This window comes from Muricauda sp. MAR_2010_75, from assembly GCF_000745185.1.
Taxonomy (GTDB): domain Bacteria; phylum Bacteroidota; class Bacteroidia; order Flavobacteriales; family Flavobacteriaceae; genus Flagellimonas.
This window is the reverse complement of sequence record NZ_JQNJ01000001.1, coordinates 3,932,262-3,944,974: the sequence shown is the minus strand read 5'-3', so window position 1 is coordinate 3,944,974 and position 12,713 is coordinate 3,932,262. Positions and strand designations below refer to the sequence as shown.

The 12,713-nt window shown below is 41.7% G+C and carries 9 protein-coding genes; 7 read left to right on the top strand and 2 right to left on the bottom strand.

Features of this window, described 5'->3' with window-relative positions; translation table 11 throughout:
- Nucleotides 1–183 precede the first annotated feature (183 nt).
- A complete protein-coding gene (locus tag FG28_RS17755) occupies nt 184–1,233 on the bottom strand; it encodes an AraC family transcriptional regulator (RefSeq protein WP_036385272.1) in 1,050 nt (349 codons plus the stop codon).
- A 130-nt stretch (nt 1,234–1,363) separates the two neighbouring features.
- On the opposite strand from FG28_RS17755, the gene lpdA reads away from it, so the two are divergent.
- Entirely contained in the window at nt 1,364–2,770 is a 1,407-nt protein-coding gene (lpdA, locus tag FG28_RS17750; protein ID WP_036385270.1) for a dihydrolipoyl dehydrogenase, read from the top strand.
- A 78-nt stretch (nt 2,771–2,848) separates the two neighbouring features.
- On the opposite strand, the gene FG28_RS17745 is transcribed toward lpdA, so the two are convergent.
- A complete protein-coding gene (locus FG28_RS17745) occupies nt 2,849–4,045 on the bottom strand; it encodes a heparan-alpha-glucosaminide N-acetyltransferase domain-containing protein (protein WP_036385269.1) in 1,197 nt (398 codons plus the stop codon).
- A 129-nt stretch (nt 4,046–4,174) separates the two neighbouring features.
- Between FG28_RS17745 and FG28_RS17740 the strand changes: the two genes are divergently transcribed.
- The 6 genes from FG28_RS17740 to FG28_RS17715 all read left to right on the top strand — a co-directional run bounded on the left by FG28_RS17740 (nt 4,175) and on the right by FG28_RS17715 (nt 12,712).
- Nucleotides 4,175–4,708 (top strand): NADPH-dependent FMN reductase, encoded by a 534-nt coding sequence (locus FG28_RS17740; protein ID WP_036385266.1) that lies wholly within the window; start codon nt 4,175–4,177, stop codon nt 4,706–4,708.
- Between the two features lie 7 nt (nt 4,709–4,715).
- Nucleotides 4,716–6,014, top strand: coding sequence for an anthranilate synthase component I family protein (locus tag FG28_RS17735; protein ID WP_036385265.1), 1,299 nt, complete (start codon nt 4,716–4,718; stop codon nt 6,012–6,014).
- Between the two features lie 19 nt (nt 6,015–6,033).
- Nucleotides 6,034–7,341, top strand: coding sequence for a tRNA lysidine(34) synthetase TilS (gene tilS / locus FG28_RS17730; protein WP_036385263.1), 1,308 nt, complete (start codon nt 6,034–6,036; stop codon nt 7,339–7,341).
- The gene (locus FG28_RS17725; protein WP_036385261.1) at nt 7,338–9,317 is read left to right on the top strand and encodes a thioredoxin family protein; all 1,980 of its coding nucleotides are present in this window, start codon (nt 7,338–7,340) and stop codon (nt 9,315–9,317) included. The genes tilS and FG28_RS17725 overlap by 4 nt, the downstream gene beginning before the upstream one ends.
- 79 nt (nt 9,318–9,396) lie before the next feature.
- On the top strand, nt 9,397–11,793 hold the full coding sequence (locus FG28_RS17720; protein WP_036385259.1) for a penicillin acylase family protein: 2,397 nt from the start codon (nt 9,397–9,399) through the stop codon (nt 11,791–11,793).
- Between the two features lie 175 nt (nt 11,794–11,968).
- A complete protein-coding gene (locus FG28_RS17715) occupies nt 11,969–12,712 on the top strand; it encodes a hypothetical protein (protein ID WP_156102322.1) in 744 nt (247 codons plus the stop codon).
- Nucleotide 12,713: the final 1 nt, after the last annotated feature.

Genomic DNA, 12,713 nt, shown 5'->3' with positions numbered 1-12,713 from the left:
AGTAGCAGCAAGAGAGGGCTACTACGGTTAGTTCATTTTTTTTGGAGCTATGAAAAAGCGTATGGATTTTCTTTGAAAAATTCGACTTCATACAGGTGCAGGCTAAATTTCAACACGAAACTGCACGCTTAAAAACCAAAGTCCTTAAAGGTTGATAAAAAAGTCTGACGGATTTATGAATCGCTAAATGGGAAGGTGTTGCTTTAAATAGGAAGAAGGAGTGGTGCCAGTGGCTTTTTTAAAGGCGCTATTGAATGAGGAAAGCGAGTTAAAGCCGCAATCATAAGCAATATTGGCAATCTTGGTATTTTGGAAATCAGGATGGGCCAATCTACGTTTTATCTCCTCAATACGGTAGCCATTCAAGAAATCCGGAAAACTTTTTCCAATACCATTATTGACCACATGTGAAATTAGATAAGGCGGTAGTTTCATGGCATTGGACACCGTGGACAGCGTACAATTGGAATCCATATAGAGTTGTTTCTCGGTCATGCAGTTCTCCAATTCTATGGCATGCCCATCGAGTTCCTTTTGGGTCAGCCGAATATTTTGGTGCTTGGTCTTTAGTGGTTGTTTTAAGAGCGTAGGATTCTTGAACAACAAAAAGGCCATAAAATAAACAAAGGGGAGATAAATTATAGGGCCTAACAAATAAGGGGTCCATCCCAGAAAATAATTGGAGAAATACAACAGTTGCCAAACTGTGGTGCCTACAACAAGGGCAATGATCCAAAAAAGAGCAGACCGACTCATTGGAACCCTTGCTTGTTTCAACCCAAAGTATTTCCCTAATACATAAAGCGTAAGGCCGCTGTAGACCAACTGGTGGGCAAGTAGTGCGGTATACCCACCGTGGTACCAAAACCCATCCAAGGTAAGGGAGTCACTCTCAGCCAGCATAAAAAAGGCCGGTACAAAATGCGCCCAATTCCATCGCGACCATTTGCGGGGAAACAGAAAATATAAAGTATACAGGAACAAAATGGGTCCAGTAATGGCATGGGCCGTAAATCCCAAATTAATCATCCAAAGTGGGGAATCATCCAAATAGACCCAAAGAATAGATTTGCCCAAACGAAGCGTAATGGCCATAAAAAAGACCGAAAGCAAAAGATTCCTAAAATCCTTCTTCCGTTCAAAAAAGCTGTAAATCGAAAGTAGAAAACTCTGGGCCGCTGCAATTCCTGCAATAAAAACTTCCACCTCTTGATTTAACCGTAAACTTCGCATAAGGTAAATATACAGGCAAAATTGCATAACTTATTGGTAAGGATATGTTAAGGGAAAGCATGGTGCATCGGAGAAACATTGTTATTTTTGTGCTGATAATAGAACGAATAATTATCTCTAAGCATTTACTATGAATCAATACGATGTGGCCGTTATTGGCTCCGGACCTGGAGGTTATGTAGCGGCAATTCGATGCGCCCAATTGGGAATGAAGACCGCGATCATTGAAAAATATCCAACCTTGGGGGGCACCTGCCTTAATGTGGGCTGTATTCCTTCAAAAGCACTGCTGGACTCTTCGCACCACTATGAAGATGCGGTAAAGCATTTTGAGGAGCATGGAATTGACATTCCTGGAGAAGTCAAGGTCAATTTGAAGCAAATGATTGCCCGAAAGCAAGATGTGGTTGACCAAAACACCAAGGGCATCGAGTTTTTGATGAATAAAAATAAGATTGATGTGTACCACGGTTTGGGCAGTTTTAAGGATGCCACACACATCAATATTGATAAAGAGGATGAAAAGACCGAAACTATAGAAGCGAAGAATACTATCATCGCCACAGGTTCCAAACCATCCACTTTGCCGTTCATCAAATTGGATAAGGAACGCATTATTACTTCAACAGAAGCCCTAAAGCTTAAGGAAGTGCCCAAGCATATGATTGTTATTGGAGGTGGTGTCATTGGACTGGAATTGGGCCAGGTATACAAGCGCTTGGGTGCCGAGGTTACCGTGGTAGAGTTCATGGACCGAATTATCCCAGGGATGGACGGTGCGCTTTCAAAGGAATTGATGAAGGTATTGAAAAAGCAGAAGGTGAAGTTCAATTTGTCCCACAAGGTAAAATCCGTTGAGCGTAAAGGGAATGAAGTCATTGTAAAAGCTGATGATAAGAAAGGTGAAGAAGTAACGTTTACAGGTGACTATTGTTTGGTTTCCGTCGGAAGAAGACCCTATACTGATGGCTTGAACGCCGAAGCCACAGGGGTTAAATTGGATGACAGGGGTAGAGTAGAAGTCAACGATCATCTACAGACCAGTGTGTCCAACATTTATGCCATTGGAGATGTGGTTAAAGGGGCCATGTTGGCCCATAAGGCCGAGGAAGAAGGAACCATGGTGGCCGAAATCTTGGCAGGTCAAAAACCGCACATCAACTACAACTTGATACCCGGTGTTGTTTACACTTGGCCTGAAGTGGCAGCAGTGGGTAAAACTGAGGAAGAACTCAAAGAAGCGGGGGTTGACTACAAAGTAGGTCAATTCTCCATGCGTGCCTTGGGTAGGGCCAGAGCCAGTATGGACTTGGATGGATTTGTAAAAATCTTAGCTGACAAAAAGACTGATGAGGTTCTTGGCGTCCATATGATTGGGGCACGTTGCGCAGATTTGATTGCGGAAGGTGTTACGGCCATGGAATTCAGGGCCTCTGCAGAGGATATTGCCCGAATGAGCCATGCCCACCCAACTTATGCGGAAGCGGTGAAAGAAGCTGCTTTGGCCGCCACTGCGGATAGAGCAATACACGCATAGAAGTTTCTAAATTCGGAAGAATTTGATATTCTAAAAAAGCATCCAACTTGGTTGGGTGCTTTTTTTGTGAATATATTTTTAGCTTCGGACGGTTCTAAAAACCCTTCTAAGTACTAACCTTATCCGAGAGATAAGCTCTCTAAGAACAGGAATGGATGCGTCCTTGAATTCGAGCAATTGAATCTTGGCAGTGATAAAGGCCAAGGAAATCTGTGATTTGATTTCTGCTTCATGTCGATTGTATTTCAAGGCCAAATAGGAACAGGCGATCATGAACAGCAATGCTCCAGGTATTGCAATACTGGGCATTAGGGAGTGGTTGAAAAAGCGATACAGACCCAGTCCTGTAAAGGTTCCATAAAGAATAATAAAGTGAATTATGTAAATGGAAAGTGTACTGGCTCCAAGCTGCAACACTGTTTTGTTGGTCAAAAAGCGTCTCAACAGCATAAAAACCGCAAAAACAATAAGGACATTCCCCAATCGGATGAACAGGTAATTGTTATCCTGAATCAATTGGAACAATTCCAGTCCTGTCCACTCATAAAGTGCAATAAATGTTAGCGAGGAAAGGTAAATCAGAGCGGAACCACTCAGCACTGCAGTGGAAATGGCAACCGGGTACAAATATTTGAAATCTTTATATCGGGTAAATAGCACCGCAATGAATGCACCCAGTGTGGTGTAGCCCAACCATGGTATAATGGTAAAAACAGAGCCATTGGCTTTAGTAAGGTAGTTTGCAAAAAGGTCGGGCAAAAATGAGAACGACCATTGTTTATAGATTGGCTCAAACAAGAAAAGTACCAGTGTAATACCCATTAGCAACGTTGGAAAAAGAAACTTTTTTCGGTTGATGGAGAACAAATACACGCCAATCAAGGCCAAAATGGACAACCCAATGCAGTGGAGCACATCCACTTGGTAAAATGAATTATAAAGCTCCCCTTTAAAAAGTCCAAAGAGGTTCAACCGAAGCAGGTACCCAATAAACAGTAATTGTAGACCGCGGCGGATTCCTTTGTTCACTCTTGGATTATCAAATCCTTTCTGGGGTACACGAATCAACAAATAGGTGAAAATAAACCCTGAAACCGTAAAGAAAACAGGTGCGGTGATTCCTCTAAAATAAAGCCAAATATTGAAGCCCATATTTCCCGGGTCCCGAAAAATAGGGTCCAATAGCCCGTCAATAAAATGACCTTGAAGCATCATCAAGATGGCCCATGCACGCATGGCATCAATAAAAAACAATCTGTTTGTTTGTGGTTTCATGCAATAATCAATACCCTATATACTTGTTTAACAGTGTATTTGGATGCTTTCGGTGCCAAAATTATACAAAATACTCGCATCTAAGCATCAATTGGGGTATTTTAGCAAAACAATCAAATATTTTTCTATATGGCTGCAATTTTGGCATTTGCCGGAAGCAATTCTTCAACATCCATTAATTACAGACTTGTACAATACACTACTTCTTTGTTGGGAGAGCACGATTTTCAACTCCTAAACATGACGCGATACCCATTTCCCATGTACAGTGAGGATGATGAAAAGCAAAAGGGGTATTCCAATTCTTTGGTTGAGTTGAAAGGTGATATCCAAAAAGCGGAGGGGCTTATTCTTTCCGTGAATGAGCATAACGGAAACCCATCCGCCTATTTTAAGAATGTGTTGGACTGGTTGTCTCGATTGGACCGTAAATTTTTGGAAGGCACAAAAGTGTTCCTCATGTCAACCTCCGGTGGAAAAAGAGGAGCAAAAGGTGCTCTTGAAGTTACCCAAAACCTCTTGCCAAGATTTGGCGGTGAGATTATAACAACATTTTCCCTTCCCTCTTTCCATGAAAATTTTGCAAAGGAGGACATTAAAGATGAAGCTCTTAAAAAAGAGCATGCATCTGCTTTGGACACTTTTCTTGACACCTTAAAGTAAGTTCCACTTGCGGCGACACTGCTCTTTCACAATCTCAAACCCATTCAGATATAAAAATGCACTTTTTGAATGGTCTAAGGCATTTAAGAAAGTGGTGTGGTTGGATGGCAATGAGCATGTGGCAAAATATAGCTCGTTCGATTTTTTGGTTGCGGTTCATGAACAGACTGATAAGTCCATTTCTTTTGATTCCCTGAGCCCACTGAAGAGCTTTGTGGGTAAAAAACAGGATTGGCTGTTCGGTTTCTTTTCCTATGATTTGAAAAATGAGTTGGAAGACCTGGTTTCCCATAATTTTGATGGACTGGACTTTCCTGTCCTTCATTTTTTTCAGCCTAGTAAGATTATCAAGTGTATCGGGCAAGAAATTCATTTCTTGTATTTGGATGAGTATGCCAATGCAATCCAAGAAGATCATGCCCAGATCAAAGCACTGATGGGTTTTGAGGAAACGAATGGGGTGCATGACCCCATCAAAATAAAAATGCGGATTCATAAAGACGCCTACTTTGAAAAAATCAACAAACTTTTGGCACACATTCACAGAGGTGATGTTTATGAGGCTAATTTCTGTCAAGAATTCTATGCCGAAGACGTATCCATCAATCCTTGGCAAACCTATAAGCGTTTAAATGCCATTTCTGAACCGCCTTTTGCCGCTTTTATGCAATTGAGGGAAAACTATTTAATGTGCGCCTCTCCCGAGCGATATATCAGGAAGCAGGGAACAACAATCATCTCACAACCCATTAAAGGCACGGCCCGGAGGGATGAAAATGAAGCTGAGGACGAAAAGTTGAAGCAACTACTCGCCCTTGATGAGAAGGAACGCGCCGAGAACATTATGATCACCGATTTGGTACGGAACGATCTTTCCAAAAGTGCACTAAAGGGCAGTGTTGTGATGGAAGAATTGTGCAAAGTATATACTTATAAGCAAGTTCATCAACTGATTTCAACTGTGGTGGCCAAAGTTACAGGGTACAAAAACCCTGTGGAACTCATTGAAGAAACCTTTCCAATGGGTAGTATGACGGGTGCCCCTAAAATTTCGGCCATGGGGATTATTGAAGAATTGGAAGAGACCAAACGGGGGCTGTACAGCGGTGCTGTGGGGTATTTTGACCCAGAGGGCAATTTCGATTTCAACGTAGTTATCCGAAGCATTCTGTACAACGCAACCAACAAGTATGTCTCCTTTTCCGTGGGGAGTGCCATTACGGCCAAGTCGGACCCTGAACGGGAATACCAAGAATGTTTGCTGAAAGCCAAGGCCATGCGGAGTGTTTTGGAAACAGGCGGATGATTATTTGTAATTTTGCAGTATGTTTCCACAGTTCAAAGCACATTTAAAAGCCAATTTGCCTTTCCTGCAGAAAGCAAGGTTGTTGGTTGCTTGTAGTGGAGGAATGGATAGCGTGGTTCTGGCTCACCTTGCCGTTCATGCTGGGTTAAATGTGACCTTGGCCCACTGTAATTTTCATTTACGAGGTTCGGAAAGTGATGGCGATGAGCATTTTGTTCGGAATTTTGCCAAGAAGTTGGGCATTAAGGCAGAGGTAAAATCGTTCAAAACCAAAAAATTTAGAGACCAAAACAGAGGTTCCATCCAAATGGCAGCACGCGAACTGCGGTATCAATGGTTTAATGAACTATTGGAAGCCAAAGGTTTTGAGTATCTGTTAACGGCCCATCACCTGGATGACAGTCTGGAGACTTTTCTCATCAACTTGTCCCGCGGAACTGGTATCGATGGGCTTTCCGGGATTCCGGAACAAAATGGAAAAGTGGTTCGGCCTTTGCTGGATTTTTCACAAAAAAACATTGAAGACTATGCGAAACGGGAAAATTTGCAATGGCGGGTAGACAGCAGTAACTCGGACAAAAAATACCTTCGGAACAAAATCCGGTTGGAGATTGTTCCTAAATTAAAGGAGTTGCACCCCGCTTTTCTGGAAAATTTCAAGCGGACCCAGATTCATTTACAGGACACTCAAGTTCTCGTACAAAACCACCTTCAGGAAATCAAATCCATGTTGTTTGCTGATGACGGGGATGTCATCAGAATAGCGATTGAACCTTTAAAAGAGTTACACCCAATTGAAGCTTATCTCTATGGACTTTTCAAGGAATATGGTTTCACCCAATGGGAAGATGTAAAAGGTTTGCTGAATGCCATGAGCGGTAAAGAGGTTATTTCCAAGACCCATAGGTTGTTGAAAGACCGGGAATATTTAATACTTTCAGAAAATAAAAATAGGGTAGAGGAATCCTATCCTGTCTTTAACAGGGAAGGTCTATTAAGATTTCCCATAAAACTAAAACTGGAAAACGTAAAAACCGCTGAAAAGTCAGACCAAGACACTATCTTTTTGGATAAGAAAAAGTTAAACTTTCCTTTAGTGTTAAGAAATTGGCGAAAAGGCGACTATTTTTATCCCTACGGGATGAAAGGCGGAAAAAAACTGTCCAAATTTTTCAAAGATGAGAAGATGGACGTATTTTCCAAGGAGAAACAATGGCTACTTTGCTCCAACGACGAAATTGTTTGGGTGGTGGGCCGTAGAGCGGATGAACGTTTTAAGGTTGATGAATCGACCCAAACTATTATAAAGATTACATTTGTTGCATGAGAATTTTAGTCCCCCTTTTAGGATTCTTGCTGATTCCCTTTTATATCTTTTCCCAAACCGAGGCCAACCCAGCGGTTTGGAGCCATGAGGTAAACAAAATTTCCGACACAGAATATGAACTGGTCTTTAAAGGAAAAATCATGGATGGTTGGCATGTATATTCCCAATATACGGCCGAGGGAGGTTCCCTTCCGAGTGAGTTTACCTTTGAAAAAGCTGGAGAGGATTACGAGCTTGTTGGAAAAACTGAAGAAAGCGAGACCATAAAGGAGTACAGTGATATTTTTGAGGTAGAGGAGACTTTTTTTAAAAAAGAAGCCATCTTCACCCAAAAAATCAAACTTTTAAACCCTGAAGTAAGGCAGGTTTCCGTGAATCTATTCTATCAAATCTGTAAGGAAGTCTGTATTCCCAAAGATTATCTTTTTCAAATTTCCTTAGATGGTAAAGCCTTTGTAGAAGCCCAAAAAGAGCTCGATGAAAAAAGTTTGGCCATTGGTGAGTCCTTAAAGTTGGATTTAAAGAACAAGAACTTGCTCAACCAAGGAGGTTTAACCAATTCTGAGGGCAATTCGAACCTATGGATGATATTTGGTCTGGGTTTCTTGGGAGGGCTTATTGCTTTGTTGACACCTTGTGTTTTCCCGATGATTCCATTGACCGTTTCCTTTTTCACCAAACAGTCCCAGCAGAAATCCAAGGGAATTGCCAATGCGGTACTCTACGGTTTTTTCATTGTATTGATTTATTTTCTGTTGAGTTTGCCGTTCCATTTGTTTAATTCGGTGGACTCCCAGATACTCAATACCATCGCTACCAACATTTGGCTCAATATCTTTTTCTTTGTTGTTTTTGTAGTGTTCGCATTTTCCTTTTTCGGTTATTTTGAGTTGACCCTGCCCAGTTCATGGGCCAATAGAATGGATTCCGCATCCTCAAAAGTGGGAGGAGGCTTGGGCATCTTTTTTATGGCATTGACCCTGGCCATTGTCTCTTTTTCTTGTACTGGACCTATTTTGGGAGGACTTCTGGGAAGTACAACGCTCGCTGAGGGTAACGTAGCCACCAATCTCACCATGGGAATGGTAGGTTTTGGGTTGGCCTTAGCGCTGCCATTTGCTTTGTTTGCGCTATTCCCAACTTGGTTGAATTCCTTGCCGAAATCGGGAGGATGGATGACCACCGTAAAAGTGGTATTGGGCTTCTTGGAACTCGCTTTGGCCTTTAAGTTCCTTTCCAATGCCGATTTGGTGGGAAATTGGGGCATATTCAAACGGGAAATTTTCTTGGGCATTTGGATCGTACTTTTCGTATTGATGACGCTGTACCTGTTCGGTATTTTTAGATTTCCACATGATGGTCCCAAAAAGAAACTTTCTCCAACCCGGAAATTATTTGGAGTGTTGAGTTTGGCTTTTTCAGTCTATTTAATTTTGGGCGTGTTGAACGTTACGCATTTAAAATTGCTGAGCGGATTTCCCCCACCGGATTTTTATAGTGTGGTCGAAACCGAGAGCGATTGTCCATTGGGATTGGATTGCTTCAAGGATTTTGAGGAAGGGGTGGCCTATGCCAAGGAGAACAACAAACCTATTCTGTTGGATTTTACAGGATGGGCCTGCGTCAATTGCAGGAAAATGGAAGAAAATGTTTGGAGCCATTCCAGTGTCTATCCCTTGTTAAAAGATGAGTACGTGCTCATTTCATTATATGTGGACGACCGTAAGGAACTCCCAGAGAGCGAAAAATTTGATTTTAAATTCGATTCTGGAAGGATAAAATCCATTGAGACCATAGGTCAAAAATGGGGCACGTTCCAAACGGTGAATTTCAATGCGGCTTCGCAACCCTATTACGTACTTTTATCCCCAAATTTGGAAATATTGAACGATGCCGTTCAATATGTAGATGTGGAAACGTATGAAGCGTGGCTCAAATCAGGTTTGGAGAAACATCAACTTTCCATGAATAAGTGAGTTGGTTTTTCAACGTGTTTTTATCCTCGATTTCGGAAAATAGTTTACCTTCGAGACGAATTGACGTACCTAAAAAACCGTGAAAAAACTTAAAAAAGTACTTTTGGTGCTGGCTGGTCTTGTTCTATTGACAGTCATCGGTATAGCTCTGTTTATCAACGCCTTAAAACCGGATTATTCAGGAAAAAAAACACTTCCGGGACTACAGAGTGAGGTCAATGTCTACTATGATGCCTACGGCATTCCACATATTTATGCAGAAACGGAAACCGATGCCCTAAAAGCATTGGGCTATGTGCACGCACAAGACCGATTGTGGCAAATGGAATTGTTGCGGAGGGTGGCCAAAGGGAGACTTTCGGAAGTCTTTGGACAGGATTTGGTAAAGACTGACAAATTCTTTCTTTCCTTGGGTATAGATGACCATACGTCCGAAACCGTAGCTAATTTGGATAGGCAAAGTAAGATGGTTTCACTTTCCCAAGCCTATTTGGACGGCATCAACGAATTCATTGAAAAAGGACCTACCCCAATTGAGTTTTACCTTACCGGACTGGAAAAAGAAACCTTTACTTTGGAGGATGTACATAATGCAGTGGGATATATGGCCTTCAGTTTTGCCATGGCACACAAAACCGACCCCTTGTTGACCAATATACGGGATAAGTTGGGGGAGGAATATTTGAATGACCTAGCTATTGGTTCAGATAGCTCAACAGTTTGGATAAAAAACTATACAAAAAATGATGTTGACTCCTTGGCGGGGAACATTAGCGCAACGGTGACAGCTCTTTTGGACAAACTCCCCATTCCCCAATTTATTGGGAGTAATAGTTGGGTGATAGCCCCAGAAAAGACCAAGAGCGGAAAGGTGATTTTGGCTAATGACCCCCATATTGGTTTTGCGCAACCTTCTGTTTGGTACGAGGCCCATGTGAATACGCCAACCTATGAAAAATACGGATACCATTTGGCAGGGGTCCCTTTTCCTTTGTTGGGTCACAATAGAGATTTGGCCTACGGATTGACCATGTTCGAGAATGACGACATCGATTTCTATTATGAAGAGATCAATCCCTCCGATAGCACACAATATAAAACCGCTGATGGTTGGAAGAATTTTGAATATGTAACCAAAACCATCAAAGTAAAGGATGGGGAAGATGTGGAATTCACCTACTCCAGAACACAGCATGGACCTGTTTTGAATCACATTGCCGATCAAATTTCTGGAGAGCGACCTGTAGCCATGTCTTGGATTTATACCAAAGAGAAAAATGAGATACTAGGCGGATTGTATGGTATCAGCCATGCTACCAATATCAATGAATTCAAAAGTGCACTGCCCAAAATCCACGCTCCGGGCCTCAATGTAATGTACGGTGACGCTGAAGGGAATGTGGCGTGGTGGGCCACGGCCAAATTGTACCAAATGCCGGACAGCGTGTCCACAAAATTCATTTTGGATGGTACTTCGGGAAAAGAAGAACCGATACGGTTCTTGGATTTTTCAGAAAACCCAAGTGCCATAAATCCGCCTTGGTATTATGTGTATTCCGCAAATAACCAACCCGATTCCATTGCGGGCATGCTCTATCCCGGTTACTATTTGCCGGAAAACAGGGCAAAACGGATTGTCCAGTTTTTGGAGGCCAGGAATGATTGGGACAAGGAATCAACTTCTGAAATGATTTTGGATGCAACCTCTTCGGTCAACCCTTTATTGATCACAGAACTCATCAAACTTTTTGATGTCACCCAGTTGTCCAATGAGCAATTGGTGCAGGTGGATTCTTTGGAAAATTGGGACGGGCATTATTCATTGAAAAGCACAAACCCAACCCTGTACCACCGGTGTGAATATTTTGTGGCCAAAAACACCATGGAAGATGAATTGGGTCCGGAACTGTTCAATCAGTTTTTAACCACCCACCTCTTTAAACGACAGATTGCATGGGGCGCCAAAATGGAAAATGGAAAGTGGTGGGATAATATCCATACAACGGACAGGGTGGAAACCCGACAAGACATTATTTTAAAATCTTTTTCCGATGCATGGAATTCCTTGGTGGAAGATTTTGGACCCGATCCCAACCAATGGACATGGGACAAAGTGCATACCTTGGAGCACGAACATCCCATAGGTCAAGTGGAATCGCTTCGGAAATACTTTAACGTTGGACCATTCCCTGTAAATGGAACCCGGGAAGTCATTAACAATATGGGGTTTCCTTATGACAGCACAGGGTATTATAAAGTAAATTCTGGCCCATCCACACGGCGCATCATCGATTTTTCGGACATTGAGAACAGTATTAGTATATTGCCAACGGGGCAATCAGGTAATCCTTTCAGTAAGCACTACAAAGACCAGGCTGAAATGTACATCCAAGGCAAGTTCCGTAAAATGATGATGAACACCGAAGAAATCCATGAAAGGGCAGAATCGGTTTTGACCTTCACTAATACCCAATAAACCTTATCTTTTATTACGAAACCATTATTTTTTAATTAAAAGACAGAAAAAACTTTCTTTATTCTGTGACGATTCAGTGAAATGGGTTAAATTTTAAATGTTTTAAGACTTCCCCCACCAATATTTTTTGATTTTGAACCGGTGTTTCATGCCATAAATTCAATTCAGAACACGAATGAGTCATAGCGTAAATCATTTTTTTCTCTTCCTAGTTTTCAATTTCTCTATCTCAATTTATGGGCAAGATTTGTCCCAAATACAGCAGCTTAATTCCTTCGACGAAGCAGTAGGTGTTGAAAACACGGGACTTTATCAAGGGATGGTATATGTGGAAAAATATAGGACCATCAATGAAAGGGTACATTTTTACAAAGGAGTGGACTTCTTTCCAGGAAGTGTCCATTATGCTGGTCAATGGTATTATAACCTAGCTTTAAAGTATGACGTCTATGATGACGAGGTTCTATTACGATTGATCACAGAAGCAGGAGGAGGCACTATGCAGCTGTATAAGGAATATTTGGAAGGTTTTGTTTTGGATGGGGAACACTTTGTGAAAATTTTGGAAGAAGAAGCACCATTGTTAAATGAGCATGGATTCTATACCATTTCCATGGAAGGGACCTATTTTACGCTCTACACCAAGTATACCAAAAGAGGTTTCGATAAAAAAGACAGAAGATTTCTCTATTATGAGTTTTTGGATGGGCCCAGTGAATATGCACTTTTCTACAAAGGTCAATACCATTCATTTAACTCCAAGAAAGAAGCGATTGACTTATTTCCTGATTTAAAAAAGGAAATTAAAGCATTTTACGCTTTGGCCAGAAGACAGAGCAAATCTGACCCTGATGGTTTTAAAATCAGTTTGGCTAAACGTATTGAACTTCTTATGAATCGAGCCCTAAATACAGAGTAAG

Coding starts and splice junctions, on each gene's coding strand:
- FG28_RS17755 (WP_036385272.1), bottom strand. CDS start 1,233: ATGCGAAGTTTACGGTTAAATCAAGAGGTGGAAGTTTTTATTGCAGGA.
- FG28_RS17740 (WP_036385266.1), top strand. CDS start 4,175: ATGGCTGCAATTTTGGCATTTGCCGGAAGCAATTCTTCAACATCCATT.
- FG28_RS17745 (WP_036385269.1), bottom strand. CDS start 4,045: ATGAAACCACAAACAAACAGATTGTTTTTTATTGATGCCATGCGTGCA.
- lpdA (WP_036385270.1), top strand. CDS start 1,364: ATGAATCAATACGATGTGGCCGTTATTGGCTCCGGACCTGGAGGTTAT.
- tilS (WP_036385263.1), top strand. CDS start 6,034: ATGTTTCCACAGTTCAAAGCACATTTAAAAGCCAATTTGCCTTTCCTG.
- FG28_RS17725 (WP_036385261.1), top strand. CDS start 7,338: ATGAGAATTTTAGTCCCCCTTTTAGGATTCTTGCTGATTCCCTTTTAT.
- FG28_RS17715 (WP_156102322.1), top strand. CDS start 11,969: ATGAGTCATAGCGTAAATCATTTTTTTCTCTTCCTAGTTTTCAATTTC.